Source organism: Polyangium jinanense (assembly GCF_028435265.1).
In the GTDB taxonomy this organism is placed as follows: domain Bacteria; phylum Myxococcota_A; class Polyangia; order Polyangiales; family Polyangiaceae; genus Polyangium; species Polyangium jinanense.
Genome location: NZ_JAGTJK010000001.1, coordinates 270,270 through 293,981, shown reverse-complemented (window position 1 = coordinate 293,981; position 23,712 = coordinate 270,270). Strand labels below are relative to the sequence as shown.

Genomic DNA, 23,712 nt, shown 5'->3' with positions numbered 1-23,712 from the left:
CCCTTTCATGCCGCTCGTCTCCCAGGACCTCGGTTTTTCCGGCCAGAACCCGCTCGCGCTCGCGGCCCTCTTCGTCTTGGGCTTCGTGGCGTCGTCGATCAACGCCGTCGCCGGCGGCGGCTCCCTCGTCTCCTTTCCGGTCCTCGTCGCGTTCGGCGTCCCCCCGCTCGCCGCGAATGCCACGAACTCGGTCGCCCTCTGGCCCGGCGCGCTCGCCAGCGCCTTTGGCTTCCGCGACCAGCTCGCGCGCACGAAATCCCATTTACGTTACCTCGTGCCCCCCACGATCGCGGGCGCGCTCTTCGGTGCGTGGCTCCTCACGCACACGCCCGAGCGCCTCTTCGATTTCGTCGTCCCGCTCCTCGTCCTCACCGCCACGCTGCTCCTCGCCTTCCAGGCGCGCATTCGCAAGGCCGTGCTCGGCAAGAAGGCCCGCGTCCCCGTGGCGCTCGGGGTCTTTCTGCAATTTTTGGTCGCCGTCTACGGCGGGTATTTCGGGGCCGGAATGGGCATCGTCATGCTCGCCGTTTTTGGCCTCTTCATCGAAGGCACGCTGCACGAGCTCAATGCGATGAAGGCCTGGCTCGGCGTGGCCATCAACCTCGTCGCCTCGATGTTTTTCCTCGGCGAGGGCTTGCTCTGGCTCGTCCCCGGCTTCGCCGTCATGGCCGGCGCCATTGCGGGCGGTTATTTCTCCGCGCGTTTCTCGCAACGCATCGACCCCGACAAACTGCGCCGGGGCATCGTGGTCCTGGGCCTCGCCATGACGGCCTGGTTTTCCCGGGCCGCCTTCTTCCCCTGATCAGGGCGCCTCGGCGGGCCTGCGCACGAGCCTCCGCTGGAGACTCGAACCAGGCCCATACCCCTCGGAACTCACCGAGAGCTCCTCTTGATCGAAGAGCAGGACCACGTCGCCGCCCTCGGCCCACGTGACCGCCAGCGCAAAATCGTTTCCGGATCCGCCAAACGCCTTGGCCGAGCGCACCTCTCCCTCGGGCGACAGCACCGAGAACCACGCGTCGAGGGTGGTCCCGTCGAACGACATTCCATGCTGCCACGTGCGGCGAATCCGCTTCGCCTGGAGGGTCGTCCCGGAAACCTTCATCTCGGCCTCGAACGTCCCGAAAAGCGCGATACGGCCGCTCGAATCCACGTCCAGGGCCGACACTTCGTCATTCCTCGTCCCGCCGAAAGACTTCGCCCACAGGGCTCCGCCATTCCGATCGAGCTTCACGACCATCGCGTCGTTGCCCCCGTTCGACCGAAGCGCCATTCCCGCGAGCTTGATCCCGTCGGCGAATCGACCGGCCGCGACGACCTCGCCGCCCGTCGTCGTCCGGAGCACTTCGACGCGCGCCTTGCCTTCGATCGGCGCCTCCCACGCCTTCTGCCCGAACGGCGCGAACGAGACGATCCGCGCGGCGCCGCAATCCGGCCTTTTGAATTCATCCTCGAGCCCACCCGCGACGTACGCGACATGGACCGCCGACGACCCCTCCGTCGCGATCCGAGGCTCGCGCTCGTCCGTTGGGCCCCCCATCCGGAGCGCTTCGATCGGCTTTCCCTCGGGCGAAATGCGTGCGACGAACACGTCGAGCCCGCCCGCGCTTTCGAGCCTCTGCTTTCCTACCTTCACGACCCCCGCGAACGTCCCCACGACATAAATGTCTCCGGCCGCGTCCACCGCCACGTCCGTCGCCTTCGATCCCCATTCGAAATCGAACACCCAAAGCGGGCCGCCCGATGCCCCGCGCTTCTCGACGCGGGCTCCCCCAACAGCCACGATATCGGACGCCGCGTCGAAGACGACGGCCGTCACGGCCCTGTTGTCCCCGGCCAGGTCCCAGGCCTTTTGCCCCTCGCGATCGAACCGCCCGAGCCAGGCATCCCGGACCCCGACCACGGCCCCGCCCCCGCCCTTGTCGAGCGCAACCGCGCGCGGCGACGAGACGAAGAAACGGCCGTCGCCGAGGGGACGATCGTACCGCGCGGCCGCGTCGCTGAACGAGGCCGCGACCCATCGCTGCCGATCGAACGGCAGGACGCACGGCATTCGCCCGGTGCACGGCCCGGAAAAACCATCGAAGCGCGACCCCGGGTGCGGGTGCCCGATGATCCGCAACGCCGCGCCTTTCCCCATCACGCCCAGGCAATCGACCCCGCATCCCTCTTTCGGCATCGAGACCCGCATCTCGCCGCTCCCGATGCCGTTCGTCACGACGAACAGCGCGGGCGCAGTCGGGACCGTCGGCGCGGCGCATCCCGCCGCGAGCGTGAGGAATCCCCCGAGGGCGGCGACCCGCCTCATTGCAAAGCTCGCACGAGCGCCGCGGCCCGCGCTCGCACGTCTTCGTGCGGATCATCCTCCGCCATCGGCTCAGCGATCCCGGCGAACTCGCGCCACCGCGCCTGCTCCATCGCGTAAATCGCCGCCCGCCTCACGCCGGCATCCCGGTGATTCGCGAGATCCCCGAAGCAGCCGAAGAGCTCCGGATCGAACGTGGGCCCGGCCGTCACCGCGAGCTTGTACGCCGCCCAGATCCCCTCGGCCTCCGTCCGCGCTTCGCTGCAAAGCGTTAGAATCTCGGCGCGCTCGTACACCGGCAGGCTCCGCCGGATGAGCTCGATCGTGGCCTCGCACCGCGGCCCCTCCACGTCGAACCACTTGAGCCCCAGCCGATGATCGTCCACGTATCGGATGCGGCAATCGCTCGCGGGCGTCGCCCACTCGTAGACGAGCGGCTGATGGTCGAGCGGCTCGATCCGGTTCCACAGAAACCAGTTGCCCTGCGCGAATTGCCGGACCGCCTCCGTCTGTACCCCGTCCTTGAGCAGAAGCCGCCTCGCCTGCATCCATCGCCTCCGAGCCGCCGATGGTACAGGCCACACCCGGGACGTCAATCCCGTCGCGAGGAGGAAGAAGGATCCGCCCAGGCGAAACCTCGCCCGCGCCGCCCGATTTGCTGTCGTAATGCGCTTGACGCCCGAGGCCACTCGGTGCCATTGCTATTCTCTCGCCATGGACCGGCCTGGCTTCACGCTGCCCGCCTCGGTCACCGTTCCCGGTGCCGGATCGCTCGTCGTCGAGCGCGTCGCCGCTGCGTCCACGGTCCTCAGCGCGCGTGCCTCGGCGCCGCTCAAGCTCCTCGTCCCGCGCCCGCGCGGCCCCTCCGTCTGGGCCTATGCGTCGACCTTTGGCGGCGGCCTGCTCGAAGGCGACGCCATCACGCTCGATGTCCGCATCGGCCCCGGCGCGACGACGCTCTGCGCCACGCAGGCCTCCACCAAGGTCTACAAGAGCGAACGTGGTGGATGTTCCCGCCAAACCTTGTTGGTCTCGGTCGGAGAGGACGCCCTCTTCGCCTCGCTCCCGGATCCGGTTTGTCCTTTTGCCGGCGCGATCTATCAGCAGCGCCAGCGTATCGAGCTTCTGCCCGGCGCCTCCCTCGTCCTCGTCGATGGTCTCGTCTCGGGCCGCGCGGCGCGGGGCGAGCGGTATCGATTTACCTCGTATCGGACCACCACCGAGGTTGTCCAGGAAAACCGGCTCCTCGTGCTCGACGCGCTCACGCTCGAGGACACGCCCGAATCCTCGATCGCCGAACGCATGGGTCGATTCGACGTGTACACGACGGCCATCCTCGTCGGCCCCCGGGTCGAGGCGGCGGCGACCGCCCTCATTGAAGACACCACACGCGCGCCCGTCCGCCCGCCGGATCACGTACGAAGCCGCCTGCTCGCGACCGCGAGCCCCATCCCCGGAGGCGCCGTGCTCCGCGTGGCCGGCGAGGAGCCTGAGCCAGTCGCCGCGTTCCTCCGCGTTTCCCTCGCGTTCCTCGTCCCGCTGCTCGGCGACGACCCCTGGGCAAGAAAATGGTAGCGCCCCAAAAACAAACTTGACGCGTCGCGTCGTGATGGTGTAACCAGGAGCTTGGGCAGGGGGGCTCCCGGTGAAGCCATGCATCTTTCTCCGCGCGAGCTTGATAAGCTGCTCCTTCACAATGCCGGTTTTCTGGCGCAGAAGCGCCTCGCCCGCGGCGCACGGCTCAACGTGCCGGAGAGCGTCGCGCTCATCGCCACGCAGCTCCTCGAATTCATCCGGGATGGCCGGCGTGTCGAGGAGCTCATGGACCTCGGGCGCAAGCTGCTCGGACGCAATCAGGTCATGGAGGGCGTGCCGGAGCTCGTGACCGAAGTGCAGGTCGAGGGCACGTTCCCCGACGGAACGAAGCTCGTCACGGTTCACCACCCCATTGCCGCCGAGCACGGCGACCTCGGCCTGGCCCTTTACGGGAGCTTCCTCCCCGTGCCCGATCGTTCGCTCTTCACTGCAGCGCCGAGCGGGCCCACGCCGGGGGAAATCCTGCCCGCGGAAGGGACGATCGTGCTCAACGAGGGCCGCTCCTCGATTTCGCTCCGGGTCACGAACCTGGCCGACCGCCCGATCCAGGTCGGCAGCCATTACCATTTCATCGAGGCGAACCCGTACCTGCGCTTCGACCGCGAGAAAGCCTATGGCCGGCGGCTCGACATCCCGGCGGGCACTGCCGTGCGCTTCGAGCCGGGCGAGACGAAAACGGTCGCGCTCGTGGAGATCGCCGGCGAGCGGGTCATTCGGGGTGGAAATGCCCTCGCCGACGGACCGGTGAGCCCCGAAGGCCTCGCCCGCGCGATGGAGCGCGTCCGCGCGCTCGGCTTCGCCCACGAAATCGAAGGCTGACTCGATTCGCTCGGAGGACGCCATGCCCCGCACCATCGACCGACGCACCTACGCCGAGATCTTCGGCCCGACCACCCGAGACCGGGTCCGGCTCGGCGACACCGATCTGATCATCGAGATCGAAAAGGACTTCACCGTCTACGGCGACGAGTGCAAGTTCGGCGGCGGCAAGGTTCTTCGTGACGGAATGGGCCAGCGCGCGGGTGCCGCCCAGCGTGACGCCCTCGATTGCGTCATCACGAACGTCGTCGTCGTCGACTGGACGGGCATTTACAAGGCCGACATCGGCATCAAGGACGGCCTCATCGCGGGGATCGGAAAGGCGGGGAACCCCGATGTCATGGCCGGCGTCACGCCGGGGATGGTGTTTGGCCCGACGACCGAGGCCATCGCGGGCGAGGGACTTATCGTGACGGCGGGCGGGGTCGACACGCACATTCATTTCATCTGCCCGCAGCAATGCGACGAGGCGATCGCCTCGGGGATCACCACGATGATCGGCGGCGGCACCGGCCCGGCCACGGGGACGAACGCGACGACCTGCACCCCGGGCGCGTATCATCTCCGCATGATGCTGGAGGCAACCGACGGGCTGCCGCTGAATTTCGGATTCACCGGAAAAGGCAATTCGTCCAAGCCCGAGGGCCTGCACGAGCAGATCCAGGCCGGCGCGATCGGGCTCAAGCTACACGAGGACTGGGGCACGACGCCCGCGGCCATCGATTCGTGCCTCTCCGTGGCCGAGCAATACGACGTGCAGGTGACGATTCACACCGACACGCTCAACGAGAGCGCGGCCGTCGAGCACTCGATTGCGACGTTCAAGGGTCGCTCGATCCACACGTATCACAGCGAAGGCGCGGGCGGCGGGCACGCCCCGGACATTCTTCGTGTGTGCAGCGAGCCGAACGTGCTCCCCTCGTCGACGAACCCCACGCGTCCTTTCACGGTGAACACGCTCGACGAGCACCTCGACATGCTCATGGTCTGTCACCACCTCGACCGGAGCATCCCCGAGGACGTCGCCTTCGCGGAATCACGTATTCGCGGCGAGACGATCGCCGCGGAGGACATTCTCCACGACATGGGCGCGATCTCGATCGTTTCCTCCGATTCGCAGGCGATGGGCCGGGTCGGCGAGACCATCACGCGCACCTGGCAAACGGCCGACAAGATGCGCAAGGAGCGCGGGCGGCTCGCGGAGGAGCGCGGCGACAACGATAATCTTCGCGTGCGCAGGTACGTCGCCAAATACACCATGAACCCGGCCGTCGCGCACGGGGCCTCGCACCTTCTCGGCTCGGTCGAGGTCGGCAAACTCGCGGACCTTGTCTTGTGGCGATCGGCCTTCTTCGGGGCCAAACCCGAAATCGTGATCAAGGGCGGCGTCATTGCGTGGGCGCAGATGGGCGATCCGAACGCCTCGATCCCCACGCCGCAGCCGGTGCGCATGCGGCCGATGTTCGCGAGCTTCGGCCGCGCGCCGGGCCGCGCCGCGATTGCGTTCGTGAGCGGCGCGTCAATCGAATCCGGCGTCGCGGCCTCGTATGGCCTCGACAAACGTATCGAGGCCGTGCGTGGATGCCGCGCGCTCGGCAAAAAGGACATGCGCCTGAACGACGCCATGCCCCGCATCACCGTGGATCCGGAGACGTACGCGGTGACGGCGGACGGCGTGCGCCTCACGTGCGCGCCCGCGACGGTCTTGCCGCTCGCGCAAAGGTTTTTCCTGTTCTGAGCGTCCGCGCGCATGGCCCTCTCGCTCCTCGTCCTCCAGCTCGCCGACTCGGCCTTTCCGGCGGGCGGATTCGCGCACTCCGGCGGGCTCGAAGCGGCGGCGCAGCTCGGGGAAATCACGGGGCCTTCGAGCCTCGAACGATTCCTCCTGCACAACCTGGAGCAAGCGGGCGCAGGCGCCCTGCCGATCGTCACGGCCGCCCACGCCTCGCCGAAAAGGCTTTCCGATCTCGATCGACGCCACGATGCATTCCTGACGAACCACGTTTCGAACCGGGCGAGCCGCGCGCAAGGGCGGGCGTGGCTCGCGGCGGCGGCGCATTCGTTCGGCATCGCGTCCCTCCGGGAGCTCCGCGTGCGCGCTCGCGAGGACGAATCGTTTTGCGGGCATTTTGCGCCCGTCTTCGGCGCGGTCTCGGCGCTGCTCGGGCTCGAGCGCGACGAAGCCCAGCGACTCTTTCTTTTCTTGCACCTCCGGGGCCTCGTCTCGAGCGCCGTGCGCTTGAGCCTCCTCGGCCCGCTGGAGGCGCAGGCGTTGCAGCATCGCCTCACGGGCTCGGTCCTCGCGGTCCTCTCCCGGCACGCAATGCGGGGGGAAGAAGACCTCACGACGACCGCGCCGCTCGTCGACCTCTTCCAGGGCCACCAGGACCGGCTCTACTCGCGTCTCTTTTCGAGCTGAATTTCCGGAGAGAAGCATGCACGGCCATTCCCACGGACACGGGCACGATCACGGACACACGCACGAACCCATGGCGCACCCGGGGCGCTTCGACGAGCGCGACCGCCCGCTCGTGCGCGACTTCGATGAGCGTGCCTTCACGGTCGGAATCGGCGGGCCGGTCGGCAGCGGCAAGACGGCGCTCGTGCTCGCGCTCTGCCGGGCCCTCTGGGATCGCATGAGCCTGGCCGTCGTCACGAACGACATCTTTACCCGCGAGGACGGCGAATTTCTCATTCGCAACAACGCATTGCCGACGGATCGCATCCGTGCCGTGGAGACGGGCGGATGCCCGCACGCGGCGATCCGCGAGGACATCACCGCGAACCTCCTCGCCCTCGAAGAGCTCTCGACGCGGCACAAGCCGGAGCTTTTGATCATCGAGTCCGGCGGGGACAATCTCGCGGCGAACTTCAGCCGGGAGCTCGCCGATTACATCATTTACGTGATCGACGTCGCTGGCGGCGACAAGGTCCCGCGCAAGGGCGGCCCCGGAATCACGCAGTCGGACCTCCTCGTCATCAACAAGACGGACCTCGCGAGCGCGGTGGGCGCCGATCTCGGGGTCATGGAGCGTGACGCCAAGGCGATCCGGGGCGGCGGGCCCATGGTCTTCACGCAAGCGACGAAGGGCGTCGGGGTCGAGGCGATCGTGAACCACATCGTCCACGCGTACCAGCATGCGCGTGGCATCGAACATTGATCCCCAGAGATAAATTTTATCCTCTGGGCTAGCCTCTCCTCCGGGCGCGGGCCGTCCTTGGCGAACCAGGTCACCAAATCCGCTCCGAAACGAGCCATCGTGGGGTCCAGACGGGCTTGGCACGCCGCCTGCTTCAAAGGGGAACACGAAGACGCCAGGATAGCTCAGTGGTAGAGCACGTAAAAACACCTTGGCCGGTATTCTCCGGCGACGGCAGTGATGGCCAGGGTTACTTCCATTAAAGGACGTGGTCGCGGGTTCGAATCCCGCTCCTGGTACCGCGAAGGGCTCGGGTTCCCCCTCGTTCCTTTCGCGCGCAAGCTCCTCGGGCAGTGAGGTTCGCGGTTCCTTCGTTTTGGGTACGAAAAAGACCCCGCGGCCAGTTTTCTCCCGAGGAGCGTGCGTTTTTCATGCGAGGGGCGTCAAGAACCGCGCTACAGCGGCGCCTCCGTTTTCAGTCGTCATCTCCCTCGTAGCCGCCGCTCTTTGGTCCGCAAGACGCGGCAATGTTGCGTTGCAGGTCCTCGCACTCGGACAGGCTCACCACCGCGGTCTTGACGTCCAGGCACGACTGCTGCTGGATCCGCTTCACGCACGCCTCCACGTCCACCTTCGGATTGCAATAAGCGACCTCGCTGCACGAGTCGGTCCCGTACCCGCAGACCTCGGCTTCCCCGACCGGAGGCTCGTTGCACCCTGCGAGCACGCCGTTCACCGCGTCGACGAGCTTCTGGCAAGCCTCCTTGCCATTGAATTCGTCCTCGTCGCAGCTACACCCCACGCCGATCAGGGCCGTGAGGGCGAGGGTGAACGCCAGAGCGAGCGCGTGGGTCAAGTTTTTCATTCGCATTGAAGCTCCTTACCTAAGTCCGGACTGGCCGGTGCGCCGACCCTACCCAAGAAGCCTCCGCCGGTAAAGCACGGACGCACGAATCCATCGCCGGTCAGAAACACAATGTCCGGCATTCATTTCTACCCCGACCACGTGCGCAGACATTCCGCCCGATCCTCGCAATGAGGATCGGGCGTTGTCGTTTCGAACACCCTGTCCCGGCGACGGCAGGCCCCGCCTGCGAGGAACTCGTCGAGCTCTACTGCCATGCGGGTCGTTCCACACCCCGTCCCCACGTTTGAGCATACAGGATAGTCTTTATCCCTCTGGATAATACGCCTCCCAGGCACCCGACGACCTTTGCGACCAGGACCCCAAAAATCCGCTCTGAGGCGGCTCTTTGTGGGGTCCTGGCCGGCTTGGCACGCCACCTGCTTCAAGGGGGGAACACGAAGACGCCAGGATAGCTCAGTGGTAGAGCACGTAAAACACCTTGGCCGGTTTTCTCCGGTGACGGCAGTGATGGCCAGGGTTACTTCCATTAAAGGACGTGGTCGCGGGTTCGAATCCCGCTCCTGGTACCGCGAAGGGTTCGGGTTCCCCCTCGTTTCCTTCGCGCGCAAGCTCCCCGGGCAGTGAGGCTCGCGGTTCCTTCGTTTTGGGTACGAAAAAGACCCCGCGGCCAATTTTCTCCCGAGGAGCGAGCGTTTTCAAAGCACAGTCAAGAGACGATAGATGCCAGGATAGCTCAGGGGTAGAGCGCGAAAAAACACCTTGGTCGGTATTCTCCGGCAACGGCAGTGATGATCAGGGTTACTCCGCTGTCAACGGCGAGGCCGCGGGTTCGAGTCCCGCTCCTGGCGCTTGGAAAGCTCGGAAGGAGCTTTCTGCCCGATCCCCGAGAATGGGGATCGGGCTTTGCTGTTTCGAATGGCAGCCCTCAGAGGACCTTCCTCATTCGAATCTTCTCCTCATCAAATCCGTGCCGCGCATAGAGCGCGCGAGCGCGCGTGTTCGCAGGCCACACGTGGAGCGTCAGCGCCGACAGTCCGCGGCCCCGCGCCCAATCTTCCGCCGCGGCCATGAGCGCGCTCCCCACGCCCTTCCCCTCATGCCCCGGCACCGTCGCGAGATCCTCGACGTGGCCCACCGGCTGCTGCGTGAAAGGGTCCACCGCCACCCTTACCCAAACGAAGCCAATCGCCTCGCCGGCTGCCGTCTCCGCAATCAACACGACCTCGACCGTGGTCGTTTGGGGCGGTGTGTCGGACAATGCCTGCCGTTCGAGCAGGGCCGCCGCGCTCTCGCGCTGGCGAGCGCCGAGTTCCTCGAGCGTGTACCACGCAGGAAAGCCGACACTCGTCGAGCGCTCGAAGAGGGCGAGCACGAGCCCGCGTTCGGCTTGGTTCTCGATTCGGAGAGGACGAATGGTCACGTCTGCCATGGGCTGAGCCATGCCGCCACGATACAACGTCGTGGGAGGGGTTTGGCAAGGCCGACGGCGAGGGGGACCGAAAGGAGCCGCCCGTTACGGCCGCGTCGTGGCGATCGGCCCGCGGAGCGCGGCCCCGGCGCCGAGACCAATCAAGATCATCGACGTCCCGCCGAGCAGCAGATCGATCCCGACCAGCATACCGAGCGCCCAGGCGGCCGTGCTCGGCCAGCCGGAGGCGATCAGCACACCGAGCGCCAGGGAGATGATGCCGTCGAAGAAGAGCCAGCCCCAGGCGGGGATCCGGCGGTTCTGCACGGCCCGTATGATCTTGACCACGCCATTGGCCGCGAAGAAGGCCGCGAGTGTGAGCGTCAACGTGAGCGTGCCCGTCAGCGGGAAGGCCGCGACGAGCGCACCGGCGACCACGAGCAGCGCCGAGCCCACGAGCGACCAGCCCGCGCCTTTCCAGCCGCGATTGCGGACTGCGTGAAACCCCTGGAAGATGCCGGCGATCACCATGACCCAGCCGATCACGAACGCCGTGGCCACCGAGGCGATCACGGGCATGAGGAGCAAGAGAACACCGAACACCATGAAAGCGACGCCGAGCCCGAAAAACCATGCGCGGTTTTTCCGCACCACATCCTCGACCTGCCCGACCACTGTTATGCGGGTCGTGCCAACCGGCCCTTCCGGAGGTTGCGTCATGGGAGTACCCTCCTTTTCCTGCGCGAAACAGGGTGCCACCCTCGGCGGGTGTCAAGGAGGTCGGCGCGCGTGAGGCGGCCCGGGCGATTGCAATGGCGTGCAGGCGCTCGCAAGCACGAGCCGGTTCAGGGCCCCGGAGGCGGGCCGCCGCCCGGGCCTCCCATTCCACCCGGCGCCTGACACAAGGTATCCGCGAGCGAGGAGCGAATCACGAGCGTCTTCCACGCGAGCAGCGCGCCGTCCGACATCTTCTTCGCCTGGAGCGTGTAATCGGCGGCGGCGTCGGCCGCGATCACCGTGTCGTTCTCGTTCGTCGTGTCGCGCGCGCCGCGGTCCTTGTAAATCGGCTGCGTCGCGATGATCTCGTCGCTGAGCTCGTCCGGGAAGAAGAGCTGGGACGTGACGTATTCGTTTCCGCCGACGCGCACCGTGAAGTGGATGTGGATCGTCCGGCTCGAATACCAGCCCGGGAAGCACGAATCGAAATCCACCCGACCGTTCGCGTCCGTGGTCTGCACGCCGCGGAACCAGCGGGCCGCGAGGGCCTCCGCGTCGTTGCCCGTGCACATCTCCACGGAGTCGTCGCCCGAATAAAGGCCCGTGGCGGACGTGTGCCAGACGTCGACCTCCGCGCCCTCGACAGGCTTACACGACTCGTCGACGACGCGCAGCGCGAGCCGCATCGGCAGGCCGGCGGATCCCTCGCTGATGTCTTTCCGGACGACCGTCTCGGCATAACAAGGCCCGAGCGTCATCGCGCAGACGAGCGCACACGCCGCGCCCGGGTCGTCGGTGAACGGATCCACGTAATCGCCGGACATCGAGGCCGTACCGCCCGTGGCCCATTCGCCATTCCCGGCGCCGCCCGTGCCCCCGCTGCCGCCCGCGCCGCCGGATCCGCCGGCGCCGCCGGCACCGCCCGTCCCGCCCGTGCCGCCGGAGCCTGTGTTTTCGTTCGTTCCTCCGCAGCCGGCGAACGCCGCGAGCGGCGCGGCGCAAAGGGCCGTGCCAATGCCGCGGAGAACGGCTCGGCGCGTGATGGTTTCCTGGGAGCGGTCCTTCTTCGTGTGGCGAGGCATGCGCGTTCCTCCTGGACTCGTATGTAGATCCGAAATCTTACGAATTCCTTACGTGCCGGGACACGCCTTCCGTCCTCGGCTACGATGGGGCTCGCGCCGTCGGCGAAAGCGATCCACAAGAGGGGACGATGGGAAAGAAGGTGCTCGTCATCGAGGATGATCAAGAGCTCGGCGCGCAGATCGTCAAGCGACTCCGCGACGCCGGCTACGAGCCGACCTGGTGGAAGGAGGGGCGGCGTTTGTCCCGAGAGACCTTGCTCAACGTTGATCTCGTCGTGCTCGATCTGATGCTGCCCGGAACGTACGGAATGGACATCCTGAAGGACCTGCGCGTGCTCTCCGAGGTTCCGGTGCTCGTGCTCAGCGCGCGCAACGACACGGCCGACAAGGTCCGCGCGCTCAGGCTCGGCGCCGACGACTACATGACGAAACCTTTCTGGCCCGAGGAACTCGTCGAGCGCGTGCGTGCGCGCCTGCGCAGGCCCACGCTCGGGCGCGGGGACGTCGTCGAGGTTGGCGCGCTCCGGATCGATCGCGGGCGGCGCGAGGTCTCCGTGCGCGGGGAGCGCGTGGAGCTCACGCGACTCGAATTCGAGTTTCTCGCGGCGCTCGCCGAGCGGCCGGGCGAAGCCATGACACGCGGCTCGCTCGCCGAGCGCGTGCTCGATCCGGAGCGCGACGGGACCGAGCGGACGCTCGACGTGCACGTCTCGAGATTACGCAAAAAACTCGGGCGTGGCGCGTTCGTCGAGACGGTGTGGGGGATCGGCTATCGGCTGGGCGACGGGCGCGACGAATGAAGCTCCGCGCGCGACTCGCGGTCGCCACCATTCTGGTGATGGTCCCGATGACGTTCGCGCTGTTCTGGTACGACGGCGCGGCGAAGCATCGTGCCGCGGAGCAGAACCTCACGGAATTCGTGCTCGGGCAAATGCCCACGGTGCGCGAGGCGTGCGAGGCGGCCCCGTCGTCGTTCGGCGGCGAACTCCGGCCGAGCCGGCTTCCGGGGCCTCCACGCGGCAATCGTCCTCCGCCCGGACCTCCGCGGCCCCGCGGCGCGCGGCCCGCGGTCGTACATGCCTACGACGAATCGCTTCATTCGGCGAACCCCGACGCGCCTACGATCCCCGAGGCGCTCGCGCGCGACATCCGGGAGCAAGACGTCGCCATTGTGGCGTATGTTTTGCCAACCTCGTCGGTCGAGATCCTCGCGCGCATGCCCTGGGGCACGGGCCCGTGCGCATACGTGCTCGCCCGCGGGACGACCGATCCGACCTGGGGCGCGGTGCTGCCCGAATCGAACATTTGGCTCTTGCCCACGGTCGCCGTCTTCGCGGCCATGCTCCTCGCCCTGGGCCCGGTGGTCCGACGCATTCGCAAGCTCACCGAGGCCGTGGAGCGTTCGGCGTCGGCCACGTACGCGGACGCCGTCCTGATCGAGGGCGACGACGAGATCGGCGTGCTCGGGCGGGCCTTCAATGCGGCGGGCCGCGAGATTCGATCCCAGCTCGAAGAGAAGGATCGGCGCGAGCAGGCGCTCCGCCATTTCCTGGCCAATACGACACACGACGTGATGATCCCGCTGACGGTGCTGCAGGGTCACCTCGCGACCTTGCGCGAAGATGCGGCCGCGGGAAAACCCGTCGACGTCGACGCGCTCGTCTCGGCGATGGACGAGGCGCATTACATGGCGTCGCTCGTGCACAACCTCGCGGCCACGGCGCGGCTCGAAGCGGCGGACGTAAACCTCCAGCGGTGCGAGGTCGATCTCGAAGCGCTCGTGAAGCGGGTCGTCGGCCGGCACAAGCCCATTGCGAAGCAGCTCGGGGTGTCGGTCGAGACTGCCGTGCCCGGAGAGCCCGTCACCGTCTCGGCCGACGTGACGCTTCTCGAACAGGCGATCAGCAACGTCACCTACAACGCCGTTCGTTACAATCGCCCCGGCGGCCACGTCGCGGTCATCCTGGAGCGCGTTGCGAAGGAGGGATTCCGTTTGCGCGTGGTCGACGACGGCCCCGGCATCCCGGAGGCCGAGCTGTCGCGGCTCGCGGAGCGCGGCTTTCGTGGCAATGAGGCGCGTTCACGCGCTCCGGACGGACAAGGGCTCGGACTCCACATCACGCACCGCGCCGCGGAGCTGCACGGCTTCCGGCTGACGCTCCGGCCGTCCGAGTATGGCGGCCTCGAGGTCGAGCTCGAAGGAAAGCTCGACGCTCCTGTGGGATAATGATTTATCCAACCGTCTACACGCCGCGCTCCGCTTCCTTCCCCTGACGGCCGCATTCCCACGAAACCCGCACGAACGCCGTCTTTCTCGGTCTCACGAGGCGCTGGCACGCCCGCTGCAATGCCCTCGCCCCGAGCACCCTCCTCGCGAGGGCCGCTCCCCCGAGCCCCGGGCAGTGAGGGCGGCGGTTCCTTCGATTCCAACGAAACAAACCCGCCGCCCATGGTCCTCCCGGGCTCCTCGGGCGTTTTTTTCGATCCGCGCGGCGCGTGCCGAGCGGAGAACCGGTAGGTTCGTCATGGCGTTTTTCAGCTTCATCAAGAAGGAGAAGGCTCGCGCGAAGGCGGCGTCCCAGACGCCCCCGGCCTCGGGACACCTGAATTTCATGGCCGGCGTGTCGTACGACCTCTCGTCGCCGCTCCTGCGCCTCCGCCTCGCGGCGTCGACGTGCTTCTTCGGCGAGCCTATGTATTACCATCGTGACGAGAAGGACGCGCGTCCCGTGAAGGCGGCGAGCTCGTCCCGGCTCTCGAACAAGGAGGTCGATTACCTGCGCGAGACGCTCGACGCGGTCGACCCGCAGGCGTGGCGCAAGATGTCGCCCGCGGAGCTCATCGAGAGCGCGATCGACGAAGCGCTCGAGCACGACGCCGAGGCGACGCTGGAGGAGGCGGCGCGATTGCGCAATGAGGAGCATATCCGCACGACGCCGCAGGTCATCCTCGTGCGCGCGGCGAACCACCGCGCCGTGAAGGGCACGGGCCTCGTGCGCAAGTATGCGCCGCGCATCGTGAAGCGCGCGGACGAGCCGGCGGTCGGCCTCGCGTACCAGATGTTCCGGTACGGCAAGCCGATCCCGAATGCGCTGAAGAAGGCGTGGCGTGACGCGATCACGCGTTTCGATACGTACGGGCTCGCGAAGTACCGGCTCGAGGACCACGCGGCGAAGACCGTGGACGTCGTGAACCTCGTGCACCCGAAGAGCGAGGCGGCCCATAAGCTCGTGAAGGGCGAGGCGAAGAACACGGGCCGCACGTGGGAGGCGATCGTGAGCGCGCGCGGCTCGAACCGCACGGCGTGGAAGAAGGCCATGGCGGTCATGGGCCACATGGCGATGCTGCGCAATATCCGCAACATGCTGGAGGCGGGTATCAAGGCGGACGAGATCATCCCGTCGCTCCTCGCGGGCGCGAAGGATGGCAAGCAATTGCCTTTCCGGTACTTCTCGGCCTACAAGGCCGTGGAGGACAAGGCGCCGGGGCCGCTGCTCGACGCGATCGAGAAGTGCCTCGTCACGTCGCTCGGTGAATTGCCCCATTTCCGCGGTCGCGTGATGGTGCTCGCGGACAACAGCGGCTCGGCGCAGGGGACGACGACGAGTGCGATGGGCACGATGAAGGTCTCGACGATCGGCAACCTGACAGGCGTGCTCGCGGGTATGCGCGCGGACGAGGGTCACCTCGGCGTGTTCGGTGACAAGCTGGAGACGTTCGCGATCCGCAAGGGCGCGTCGATCTTCGATCAATTGAAGCGCGCCGAGGCGCTCGCGAAGGACATCGGTCAGTCGACGGAGAATGGTATCTGGCTCTTCCTCGACCGGGCGATCCGGATGAAGGAGCACTGGGACTCGATCTTCGTGATGAGCGACATGCAGGCGGGCCACGGCGGGCTGTACGGTACGAACAAGGCGCATTACCGCGAGTACGGCTGGGGCGCGGGCGGGCAATACATCGACGTGGCGAAGCTCGTGTCGACGTATCGCAAGCGCGTGAACCCGAACGTGAAGGTGTTCCTGGTGCAAATCGCGGGCTACAAGGACACGCTCGTGCCGGAATTCTACGACCGTACGTACATCCTCGGCGGCTGGGGCGAGGGCCTGCTCCGCTTCGCCGCGGAGATGGAGAAGGCCTCCTCCGGGAAGGCCGCGTGATCGCGGGGGCGGGGCGCATCTTGTGCCTCGCCCCTCGATCTGCTCTCCTCTTTCGCATGGCTCCTCCGCAAGATCGAAGCTCCTACGTCCTCGAGCTCTCCGTCGGGCCCGGCGGTTCTCGCTGGGCCGAGCTTCACGCCTATTCCAGTCTCGATCACATCCGCGCGTGCCTCGACGTCTTCCTCGAGAATGGCGGCGGAATGAGCGCTTACCACGCGATCTGGTACGGCGCGACGCTCGGCATCTGGACGGTCCAGCGTGGGAAGGTGGTGGACTTCCTCGACCTGCATTCCTTCATTCAGGTTCGCCTCGGCGACCGACCTCCCGTGCCGCTTTCGGACACGGCCGCCGCGCGAGCCCTCGTGTACGAGAGGCGCCGGCAGCGTTATCTCGACGATGGAGAGGACGAGGAGGACATCCCCGGCGAGGACGACCATGATGATGATGATTGGACCTCCTACGAGGCGATGACGATGGAGGTCGACTGGGGCGCCGTCACCCCGCGCCTGCCCGCGCTCGAACCGCCGATCCTCGCCCCTGGCGAGCGCGCGAACATCGATTACAGCAAGTGGAGGAAATCGCCGAAACGCATGTATGCCGGTGAGGGGAGCATCCGGTTCGGTTCGTACGATCCCGAGAACGGTGAGCGGCTCGATCCCCCCTTCAAGATCGAGATGCCCGAGCCGGACGACGAGAACGAGGACGAGGATGACGACGATTGAGCGTCACTCCTCGCAGCGCGTCTGTTCCACAGAGGCGCATTTGCCGCCAATGCAGACGAGCGAGGCGCAGGCGAGGGTCAAGCCGTCGACGGCGCAAGGCTCGCCCGCGGCCGCGGGCAGCACGCAGGTGTAATCGGCGAGGATGTCGCAGAGGCCCTCGGCGCAGGCGAACGGGGTGACGTTCGCGAGCATTTGCTCCTGGCAGCTCGCGCCGAGGCTTGGCGCCGGCAGGCAACGCTTTTCGGTGCAGCCCTCGTTGTCGCAGGTGCAGGCCGTACCGAGCGGACAGGCGCCGCTCTCGACGCAGCTCTGACCCTCTTCGAGCAGCGGGAGCTCGGAGACGATCGGCGCCTCGCCCGCGCATGTCCCGTCGACGCACGTGAGCGGATGCTGGCAGGCGCCGAACGAATCGCCGCACACCGCGCCGAGCCCGCCGCGCTTCGAGCAGCGGCCCTCGTCGTCGAAGTTGCAATAGAGGCCCTCGCCGCAATCGAGCGCCATGTGGCAAGGTTCGCCCTCGGCGCGCGCGGGGCGGCAAGCATAATCGGCGTCGCTCGTGCAATTCGCGGGGTCCGCGCAGAGGCAGGCCGCGCCTTCGCCGCACGCGTGGAGGTTTGCCCCGGCGCACGACGCGCCCGCGTCGAAGTCGGCCACGCAGACGGAATCCTGACAATGGGCGCCGGCCACGCAAGGGTCGTCGTGCAGGTTCTCGAAATCGACGAGCGTCTCGTCGCACGCCTCGCCGAGCGCCGCGCGGTCCTTGCACGCGCCGTCCGAGGCGCAGAACGCATTCGGGCCGCAGGAGCCCTCGCTGCAACGCTCGGGCGCGCGCGTGCAGGTGCCCGGGCATGTGTTGCCCTCGAACACGCAGGAGAGGCCCGTGGCGCAATCGGAGACGGTGCCGCCGCGGCAGCTCTCGCCCTCGGCGCGCGTGCCGACGACGTAATGCTCGCACGAAGGGTCGATGCCGAGGCCCTGCGCGGCGAGCGCTCCGCAGCTCGCGGCCTCGATCGCCGCGGCGCAGCTCTCGACGGCGTCGGGGTCGACCACGACGTCGGGCGAGGTGAGCACGTCGGCGACCGATTCGCAGCGCTGCGCTTCGAGGCAAGCATCGACGTCGCCCGGCGTGTTGTTGACGAAAGGATGCCCGCACGCGACCTGCCGCTCGCACGCGGCGCGCATGAGATCGCAGACGAGCGCCACGGAATCGTCGGGTTTGGCGGGACCACCTCCCGTGCCGGAATCGCTGGGGCCGGGGTCCGAGCAAGCGGGAAGGAACGACGCGAGGAAGAGAAAAGCAAGCGAAGATCGCAAGGGTTTGGCTCCGCAAAAGGGTTCGTCCGGCCGCATTGCAAAGGGAAGGCCAAGGTGGAATCGTCGGCGCGCCCCGGCATTCGAGGCCCCGGTTGCGCCAGGGCTGCTCGACTTGTGCAGGGGCGGCGCCGTCGTTTCGTTCACACTCCCCCGAGCGACCCGGATCCACCGGCCCAGCGCCCCGGACGCCTCCGCACACGATCATGCGAGGCGCCTGTAAGGTTCGCCGGACGCCGCCGTTCCTTGGGCGAAACGCCACTCGGAGGAACTTCTGCCATGTTGCGCTCCCGCCCCGTCGTCGCCCTCGTCGCCCTCGTCACCCTCGCCCAGACCCTCGCCGGTTGCAGCGCCAGCTCCGCCTCGTCGGGAGGCGCCGCCGAGCCGAGGACCACCGCGACGGCGGTCAGCGATTCCTCCTACCCGCAGCAATACACGGCTGCCGAAGCAGCGCCGGCCGCGGACGAGGCCGCGCCCGTGGCCGCCGGCGCGGCCGCGCCGATGGCGCAGCAGCCCGTGGTGAACCCCTCGCCCACCATGATGGCCCCGCCCCCGCCTCCGATCGTGCCCACGGCGCCCATGAAGAAGGCCGAGGTCGAGCGCAAGGTCGCCGTCGCCACGCCAAAGCCGTCGCCGCAGCAGCCCGCCCCGATCGCCGTCGCGCCGCCCGAGCCGAAGGGCACCGAGGATTACAAGGATTACGGCGTGAACCCGGTCGTCGACCCGGCGAAGGATCGGCTCTCGACGTTCGCCATCGACGTCGACACGGCAGCGTATTCGATCGCGCGCCGAAAAATCATGGAGGGCACGCTGCCGCCGTTCGCCTCCGTCCGCGCCGAGGAGTTTTTAAATTACTTCGATTACAACTACGAGAGCCCGAAGAGCGGTCCGTTCGCCGTGCACTTCGCCGCCGCGCCGTCGCCGTTCACGAAGGGCCATCACCTCGTGCGCGTCGCCGTACAAGGCAAGCGCGTGCCGGAGAGCGCGCGCAAGCCCGTGCACCTCGTGTATCTCGTCGACACGAGCGGCTCGATGGAATCGGCCGACAAGATCCCGCTCGCCAAGCGAAGCCTGAAGCTGCTCACGAATTCACTGAAGAAGGGCGATACCGTGGCGCTCTGCACGTACGCGGGCAACGTGCGCGAGGTGCTCGCGCCGACCGGGATCGAGGAAAAGGACAAGATCTTCCGCGCGATCGACGACCTCTCGGCCGCGGGGTCGACCGCGATGGCGAGCGGGATCGAGCTCGCGTACAAGCTCGCCGAGCGGACGCTCGTGAAGGGTCACGTCAATCGCGTCATCGTGCTCTCGGACGGCGACGCGAACGTGGGCGCGACGTCGCACGAGCAGATCCTCGACATGATCGGCCGCTACAAGGAGAAGGGCATCACGCTGAGCACGGTGGGCTTCGGCACCGGCAATTACAAGGACACGATGATGGAGCGCCTCGCCGACAAGGGCGACGGAAATTACGCGTACATCGACAGCGAGGTACAGGCGAAGCGCGTGTTCCAGGACCAGCTCTCCGGCATGCTCGAGGTCATCGCGCGCGACGTGAAGATCCAGGTGGAGTTCGACCCGAAGGTGGTGAAGGAGTACCGGCTCATCGGCTACGAAAACCGGGACATCGCGGACAAGGATTTCCGCAATGACAAGGTCGACGCGGGCGAGATCGGCAACGGCCACGCGGTGACGGCGATCTACGACGTGGTCCTCAAGGACACGAAGGCCTCGCCGATCGTGCTGCGCCTCCGCCACAAGCCGGCGCTCGCCGGGGATACGGCGACGGAGAGCGAGTTCAAGATGGATCCCGGGGCGATCGCGGCCTCGTTCGACGCGGCGGGGCGCGATTTCCGGTTCGCCGCGACGGTCGCGGCGTTCGCCGAGGTGCTGCGGCAGAGCCCGCACGCACGTGATTGGTCGATGAAGGACATCGCGCGGCTCGCCGATCAGGCCGCGACGACGCAATCCGATCAGCAGGAGTTCGTGAGCCTCGTGCACCGCGCGGAGAAGCTCGCGACGGGCAATCAGGGGCCGGCCGTGGCGCGCTGAGTGGCGAGAGGCGGACCGGGGCCGTCGGGGGCGGTCCCGGCCGCATGGTTGCCCGCGCGGGGGCGTTGCGGTAGGGTGCGCGCATGCCGCGGGCAACGACGCTGGAGGACGCACGGAAGGTCCTGGATCCGAGGCCGCTCGATTTCTCGGGGAAGGTCCACGAGAGGGCGAGCGATCCGGAGTTCCACGTTCCGTTCCCCGAGCAACAGGCCGGCTCCTTCAAGCTCCCCGGCCCGATCACCCGGCTCGAGAAGCGGCTCCTCACGGGCACGCGCGACACGAAGCTGTTCCTCTCCGGCCACATCGGCAGCGGCAAGAGCACCGAGCTGAACCTGCTCATGGTCAAGCGCGAGATCACGGAGCGGTTTGCCGTGGTTCCACTGCGCTTCGAGGAGCAGGAATGGGCGACGCTCGATTCTTCGCAAGTGCTCTTCCGGATCGCAGCGGAGCTATTTCACGCGCACGCGGACAAACTGGCCAAGAACACGGACGGCTTGAAGAAGAAGCTGGCGACGCTGAACGAGCGCGTCTTCGCCCCCGTCGGGATCCAGATGAACGAGGGGACCGTCGGGCTCGAGATCAACGCGATCTTTATCAAGGTGAAGCAAGACCTGAAGCTCAGCGCGAAATTGCGCCAGCAGTTCCGCGAATTCGGTGAGACGAACCAGAGCTTCCTTCAGGACCTCATCGCGAACCTCGTCGATGACATCGAGGAGGCGCTCACCAAGGAGGACGGGCCGAACGATCTGCTCGTCGTGGTTGACGATCTCGACAAACTTCGCAGCACCGAACAGCACACGGACGTCTTCGACACGAACCTGGCGGCACTGATGGCTCCGCCCCTGCGCGTGCTCTATACGGTCCCGACAGCCGTGCGCTTCAGCGCCGACGTGCGCGCCGAGATTCGGAACAACGCCGAGGATCTCTTTCCTGTTCGCGTGCTCAAAAAGGCCGTCGACACGTGGAACCCCGAGGATGCGTTCGACGACGAACGGATCGGATTCTTCCATGCCCTCGTGGACCAGCGGGTCGCGCGTCCGCTGATCGACCGCGCGGCGATCCGGCTCGCGGCGATCTACTCGGGCGGCGTCCTTCGCGATTTCTTCCGGCTCCTGCGCGAGGGCGTGCTGCTGGCGACGTACAATGGTTTGCCGGCCCTCGACGGCACTGTGATGCGGTATGCCGTCGAGGAAGAGCGCCGCAAGGAATCGGTCGGGATGTACGCGCCCGACTACGATGCGCTCGTCCACGTGCACCGGACGAACAGCCTACGCTCGGCGGCGGATCGGCGTTATCTGGCGCTTTCCCGGGTGATCGAGGCGTTCAATGGCACCGTGTGGTTCGAGGCGAACCCGGTGCTCTGGCACGTGCTCGAAGAGCACGTGAAGAGGCACCAGCAGGCGGAAAGTGGCTGACGCGCACCTGCTGCACGCGGACGAGGAGCAGCTCGATCGGGCGTCGATCGCGTTGGGAGATGGTACGGCGTTCGTCATCGCCGTCTGTCCCACGGAGGCAAGGAACGCGGCGCTCTCGCGCCTGCGCGGACGGGTAGCGGGGCTCTCGCTGCCGGATCCGATCGAGGTGGGGACGCCGGACGAGATTCTCGCGGCGCTCGAGGAGCAAGCAGGGCGGAAGGACAGGGTTTTATCGCTGACGGTCGAGCGCGATGGGGTTGGGGCGCTCGATACGCTGAATTTGCACCGGGAAAAGCTGCTCGCCGGCGGTCCGGTGGTCCTGTGGGTCAAAGACGTGGAGGCGCTCCGACGATTGCGGGAGCGTGCGCCGGACGCGTATTCGTTCCGGACGACGATGGTGCTGGTGCAGGGGGATGGGGGTCCGCTTCCCGTCTCGGCGTCGGAAGAAACCCAAGCCGTCCTCGTCGCGAGGAAGCGGCTGAGACGGGCACGAATGCCTGCCGACAAGGCGTCAGCCGGACTCGAGCTCGCGCAGGCGCTGCACGCTGCGGGCCGACTGGAGCAGGCCGAACAGGCAGCGCGGGCAGGGCTGCTTGCACTTCCTGCAATCGCCAACGACATCGATCGCGAGCTACGCGTTTGGCTTTGCGCGACATTAGCAAGCATTCAAGCGTCTGCTGGCAAGAAGACGCAGGAACAGTATTGGCATCGGCGCGCGATGGCCGAGCTTTCTCTAGAATCGTTCACCCATGAGCTGGCTGTTCGCGTTCAGATAATGCCGCGATGCCCAGGGCCGTTTCACGGCTACGATCGGAGGGCCGTGGACGAGGCCCTTGGGCTCGTCAATCGGTACGGGCTGGGGCCAAGTGATGCTAAAGAGGCATACTCTGCAGCCACACTGCTCGCGATTGTTCAGGGCGACAGTCGTCGTGCTCGTCGCATGTCGAGCCTTATTCGCGTGGAGGATACGGCCGACTCGATGACCGTGCTAGAGCTGGAGGGCCAGCGACATCTCCTCGAAGGCAGCATCTTGGAGGCTGAGTCGTGCTTTCGTCAATGGGCCACTCTCGCAGCCGAACAATCGGTTGACCTCGACTCGATGACAGAAAATATTGCCAATTGTTTGCTGCTGCGAGGTGAATGCGAGGCCGCAGAACGGCTGCTCGAGGGCAGCAGCAAGACATCCCCCGATGCATACTCCAAACAGTTACATCACTTGCGGACCTCTACGGCCCTCGAGCGCGCCGGTCTCCGCGCGGCTCTTCCAATCTGCATAAAAGCTCTGCGGGCCGCAGAGGCAAAGCATCAAGATCAGTGGATTTTGATGCATTACGAGGCCCTTGTCCTCGCGACGGCACGCCTTGCGGATTCAACGCTTTTGAGGACCGATCTCCTCAAACGAATTCTCACCGAACTCGACCTTGCGCGGGAGATCCTCCAGACAATCACATCCGATGGCGATGGTCCGGCGTGGTTCCCTATTCAACTGCTCGTCCTCATGACCCACCTGGACGACTACGCAGACGAGACACAGGAAGCGTGCATTGTTCATGCACGGGATGCTTTCAGCCAGGCCCGCACCACGTACCCCGATCTGGTGCCTCACACGGCCCGCGTCCTCACGGATCACATGATGCACGGCAGCGACCTCGAAGAGGCCCTAACGCTCATCAAAGAGGTTGAACCCCTCGCCCTCGAAACCGGCTTCCTTGAAGAACGTGCCCTCCTCCTCGCCAACCGCATCCTCGCGCTCGTCCTGATGAACGTCCCCGCGCCGGATCTCGAACCCCACATCGCGACGTTCCGCGAAGCCCTCGCGGCCACCGAATCGAAGCGCACCACGGCCGAAACTTTGCGCGACCTCGCGAGCCGCCTTCCCCCGACGGCGACCACCCCCGATCCCTTCGCCCTCGCCGACGAGGCGCATCGTCTCTTCGTTGCCATGCCCATGCCTACCGAGGAGTCACGCTGCCTCGAGATCATGGGCGACGTCCTCGTCGCACGAGGACACAAGGACGAGGCAAGAACCCGATACCTCACGGCCCGTGCTCGCCTCGAACGGTATGGCCTCGGGCTACGAATTCCTCTGCTGAACGAAAAGATCGCCGCTCTCGGCTGAA

The 23,712-nt window shown here is 66.7% G+C and carries 20 protein-coding genes, 2 tRNA genes and 1 pseudogene; 16 read left to right on the top strand and 7 right to left on the bottom strand.

The genetic code is table 11. The features are described 5' to 3' along the window. Positions 1-7: 7 nt before the first annotated feature. Positions 8-802: a sulfite exporter TauE/SafE family protein gene (locus KEG38_RS01275; RefSeq protein WP_272417110.1), complete on the top strand. Its 795-nt coding sequence runs from the start codon at positions 8-10 to the stop codon at positions 800-802. Here KEG38_RS01275 and KEG38_RS01270 read toward each other — a convergent pair whose 3' ends face one another. Further along, positions 803-2,308 (bottom strand): NHL repeat-containing protein, encoded by a 1,506-nt coding sequence (locus KEG38_RS01270; RefSeq protein ID WP_272417109.1) that lies wholly within the window; start codon positions 2,306-2,308, stop codon positions 803-805. After that, a complete protein-coding gene (locus KEG38_RS01265; protein WP_272417108.1) occupies positions 2,305-2,853 on the bottom strand; it encodes a hypothetical protein in 549 nt (182 codons plus the stop codon). Before KEG38_RS01265 ends, KEG38_RS01270 begins: the two co-directional genes overlap by 4 nt. A gap of 166 nt (positions 2,854-3,019) precedes the next feature. Here KEG38_RS01265 and KEG38_RS01260 point away from each other — a divergent pair, with 166 nt between their 5' ends. The 6 genes from KEG38_RS01260 (at position 3,020) to KEG38_RS01235 (ending at position 8,159) form a co-directional block, all read left to right on the top strand. Further along, a complete protein-coding gene (locus KEG38_RS01260; RefSeq protein ID WP_272417107.1) occupies positions 3,020-3,880 on the top strand; it encodes an urease accessory protein UreD in 861 nt (286 codons plus the stop codon). A gap of 78 nt (positions 3,881-3,958) precedes the next feature. Continuing rightward, the gene (locus KEG38_RS01255) at positions 3,959-4,720 is read left to right on the top strand and encodes an urease subunit beta (protein WP_272417106.1); all 762 of its coding nucleotides are present in this window, start codon (positions 3,959-3,961) and stop codon (positions 4,718-4,720) included. 22 nt (positions 4,721-4,742) lie between these two features. Then, complete coding sequence (gene ureC, locus KEG38_RS01250; protein ID WP_272417105.1) at positions 4,743-6,458, top strand: urease subunit alpha; 1,716 nt, start codon at positions 4,743-4,745, stop codon at positions 6,456-6,458. Between the two features lie 12 nt (positions 6,459-6,470). Beyond that, positions 6,471-7,139, top strand: coding sequence for an urease accessory protein UreF (locus KEG38_RS01245; RefSeq protein ID WP_272417104.1), 669 nt, complete (start codon positions 6,471-6,473; stop codon positions 7,137-7,139). A 16-nt stretch (positions 7,140-7,155) separates the two neighbouring features. Next, on the top strand, positions 7,156-7,881 hold the full coding sequence (gene ureG / locus KEG38_RS01240; protein ID WP_272417103.1) for an urease accessory protein UreG: 726 nt from the start codon (positions 7,156-7,158) through the stop codon (positions 7,879-7,881). Positions 7,882-8,034: 153 nt separating this feature from the next. Further along, positions 8,035-8,159: transfer RNA gene (locus tag KEG38_RS01235), tRNA-OTHER, on the top strand. A 176-nt stretch (positions 8,160-8,335) separates the two neighbouring features. On the opposite strand, the gene KEG38_RS01230 is transcribed toward KEG38_RS01235, so the two are convergent. Next, positions 8,336-8,731, bottom strand: a complete 396-nt coding sequence (locus KEG38_RS01230) for a hypothetical protein (RefSeq protein WP_272417102.1) — start codon at positions 8,729-8,731, stop codon at positions 8,336-8,338. A gap of 439 nt (positions 8,732-9,170) precedes the next feature. Between KEG38_RS01230 and KEG38_RS01225 the strand changes: the two genes are divergently transcribed. After that, positions 9,171-9,294: transfer RNA gene (locus KEG38_RS01225), tRNA-OTHER, on the top strand. 156 nt (positions 9,295-9,450) lie between these two features. Continuing rightward, a pseudogene (locus tag KEG38_RS01220) lies at positions 9,451-9,576 on the top strand. Positions 9,577-9,653: 77 nt separating this feature from the next. On the opposite strand, the gene KEG38_RS01215 reads toward KEG38_RS01220, so the two are convergent. The 3 genes from KEG38_RS01215 to KEG38_RS01205 form a co-directional block, all read right to left on the bottom strand. Beyond that, positions 9,654-10,169, bottom strand: a complete 516-nt coding sequence (locus tag KEG38_RS01215; RefSeq protein ID WP_272417101.1) for a GNAT family N-acetyltransferase — start codon at positions 10,167-10,169, stop codon at positions 9,654-9,656. A 72-nt stretch (positions 10,170-10,241) separates the two neighbouring features. Beyond that, positions 10,242-10,856 (bottom strand): HdeD family acid-resistance protein, encoded by a 615-nt coding sequence (locus KEG38_RS01210; RefSeq protein ID WP_272417100.1) that lies wholly within the window; start codon positions 10,854-10,856, stop codon positions 10,242-10,244. 125 nt (positions 10,857-10,981) lie between these two features. Further along, complete coding sequence (locus KEG38_RS01205) at positions 10,982-11,935, bottom strand: dioxygenase family protein (RefSeq protein ID WP_272417099.1); 954 nt, start codon at positions 11,933-11,935, stop codon at positions 10,982-10,984. A 128-nt stretch (positions 11,936-12,063) separates the two neighbouring features. On the opposite strand from KEG38_RS01205, the gene KEG38_RS01200 reads away from it, so the two are divergent. The 4 genes from KEG38_RS01200 to KEG38_RS01185 all read left to right on the top strand — a co-directional run bounded on the left by KEG38_RS01200 (position 12,064) and on the right by KEG38_RS01185 (position 16,814). Further along, positions 12,064-12,735, top strand: coding sequence for a winged helix-turn-helix domain-containing protein (locus KEG38_RS01200; protein ID WP_272417098.1), 672 nt, complete (start codon positions 12,064-12,066; stop codon positions 12,733-12,735). Beyond that, positions 12,732-14,162 carry a sensor histidine kinase gene (locus KEG38_RS01195; RefSeq protein WP_272417097.1) on the top strand — a complete coding sequence of 477 codons (1,431 nt, stop codon included), beginning with the start codon at positions 12,732-12,734 and terminating at the stop codon, positions 14,160-14,162. Before KEG38_RS01200 ends, KEG38_RS01195 begins: the two co-directional genes overlap by 4 nt. Before the next feature lie 298 nt (positions 14,163-14,460). Then, positions 14,461-16,092: a TROVE domain-containing protein gene (locus tag KEG38_RS01190; RefSeq protein ID WP_272417096.1), complete on the top strand. Its 1,632-nt coding sequence runs from the start codon at positions 14,461-14,463 to the stop codon at positions 16,090-16,092. Positions 16,093-16,148: 56 nt separating this feature from the next. Continuing rightward, positions 16,149-16,814: a hypothetical protein gene (locus tag KEG38_RS01185; protein WP_272417095.1), complete on the top strand. Its 666-nt coding sequence runs from the start codon at positions 16,149-16,151 to the stop codon at positions 16,812-16,814. A gap of 3 nt (positions 16,815-16,817) precedes the next feature. On the opposite strand, the gene KEG38_RS01180 is transcribed toward KEG38_RS01185, so the two are convergent. After that, a complete protein-coding gene (locus tag KEG38_RS01180) occupies positions 16,818-18,017 on the bottom strand; it encodes a hypothetical protein (protein WP_272417094.1) in 1,200 nt (399 codons plus the stop codon). A 387-nt stretch (positions 18,018-18,404) separates the two neighbouring features. Between KEG38_RS01180 and KEG38_RS01175 the strand changes: the two genes are divergently transcribed. The 3 genes from KEG38_RS01175 (at position 18,405) to KEG38_RS01165 (ending at position 23,711) form a co-directional block, all read left to right on the top strand. Beyond that, complete coding sequence (locus tag KEG38_RS01175; RefSeq protein WP_272417093.1) at positions 18,405-20,177, top strand: vWA domain-containing protein; 1,773 nt, start codon at positions 18,405-18,407, stop codon at positions 20,175-20,177. Positions 20,178-20,260: 83 nt separating this feature from the next. After that, positions 20,261-21,592, top strand: a complete 1,332-nt coding sequence (locus tag KEG38_RS01170; RefSeq protein WP_272417092.1) for a P-loop NTPase fold protein — start codon at positions 20,261-20,263, stop codon at positions 21,590-21,592. Beyond that, the gene (locus KEG38_RS01165) at positions 21,585-23,711 is read left to right on the top strand and encodes an ATP-binding protein (protein WP_272417091.1); all 2,127 of its coding nucleotides are present in this window, start codon (positions 21,585-21,587) and stop codon (positions 23,709-23,711) included. The genes KEG38_RS01170 and KEG38_RS01165 overlap by 8 nt, the downstream gene beginning before the upstream one ends. Position 23,712: the final 1 nt, after the last annotated feature.

What these genes read in the sequence shown, in the direction of transcription:
- KEG38_RS01275 (WP_272417110.1), top strand. Translation starts at nt 8, where the DNA reads ATGCCGCTCGTCTCCCAGGACCTCGGTTTTTCCGGCCAGAACCCGCTC.
- KEG38_RS01270 (WP_272417109.1), bottom strand. Translation starts at nt 2,308, where the DNA reads ATGAGGCGGGTCGCCGCCCTCGGGGGATTCCTCACGCTCGCGGCGGGA.
- KEG38_RS01265 (WP_272417108.1), bottom strand. Translation starts at nt 2,853, where the DNA reads ATGCAGGCGAGGCGGCTTCTGCTCAAGGACGGGGTACAGACGGAGGCG.
- KEG38_RS01260 (WP_272417107.1), top strand. Translation starts at nt 3,020, where the DNA reads ATGGACCGGCCTGGCTTCACGCTGCCCGCCTCGGTCACCGTTCCCGGT.
- KEG38_RS01255 (WP_272417106.1), top strand. Translation starts at nt 3,959, where the DNA reads ATGCATCTTTCTCCGCGCGAGCTTGATAAGCTGCTCCTTCACAATGCC.
- ureC (WP_272417105.1), top strand. Translation starts at nt 4,743, where the DNA reads ATGCCCCGCACCATCGACCGACGCACCTACGCCGAGATCTTCGGCCCG.
- KEG38_RS01245 (WP_272417104.1), top strand. Translation starts at nt 6,471, where the DNA reads ATGGCCCTCTCGCTCCTCGTCCTCCAGCTCGCCGACTCGGCCTTTCCG.
- ureG (WP_272417103.1), top strand. Translation starts at nt 7,156, where the DNA reads ATGCACGGCCATTCCCACGGACACGGGCACGATCACGGACACACGCAC.
- KEG38_RS01230 (WP_272417102.1), bottom strand. Translation starts at nt 8,731, where the DNA reads ATGCGAATGAAAAACTTGACCCACGCGCTCGCTCTGGCGTTCACCCTC.
- KEG38_RS01215 (WP_272417101.1), bottom strand. Translation starts at nt 10,169, where the DNA reads ATGGCTCAGCCCATGGCAGACGTGACCATTCGTCCTCTCCGAATCGAG.
- KEG38_RS01210 (WP_272417100.1), bottom strand. Translation starts at nt 10,856, where the DNA reads ATGACGCAACCTCCGGAAGGGCCGGTTGGCACGACCCGCATAACAGTG.
- KEG38_RS01205 (WP_272417099.1), bottom strand. Translation starts at nt 11,935, where the DNA reads ATGCCTCGCCACACGAAGAAGGACCGCTCCCAGGAAACCATCACGCGC.
- KEG38_RS01200 (WP_272417098.1), top strand. Translation starts at nt 12,064, where the DNA reads ATGGGAAAGAAGGTGCTCGTCATCGAGGATGATCAAGAGCTCGGCGCG.
- KEG38_RS01195 (WP_272417097.1), top strand. Translation starts at nt 12,732, where the DNA reads ATGAAGCTCCGCGCGCGACTCGCGGTCGCCACCATTCTGGTGATGGTC.
- KEG38_RS01190 (WP_272417096.1), top strand. Translation starts at nt 14,461, where the DNA reads ATGGCGTTTTTCAGCTTCATCAAGAAGGAGAAGGCTCGCGCGAAGGCG.
- KEG38_RS01185 (WP_272417095.1), top strand. Translation starts at nt 16,149, where the DNA reads ATGGCTCCTCCGCAAGATCGAAGCTCCTACGTCCTCGAGCTCTCCGTC.
- KEG38_RS01175 (WP_272417093.1), top strand. Translation starts at nt 18,405, where the DNA reads ATGTTGCGCTCCCGCCCCGTCGTCGCCCTCGTCGCCCTCGTCACCCTC.
- KEG38_RS01170 (WP_272417092.1), top strand. Translation starts at nt 20,261, where the DNA reads ATGCCGCGGGCAACGACGCTGGAGGACGCACGGAAGGTCCTGGATCCG.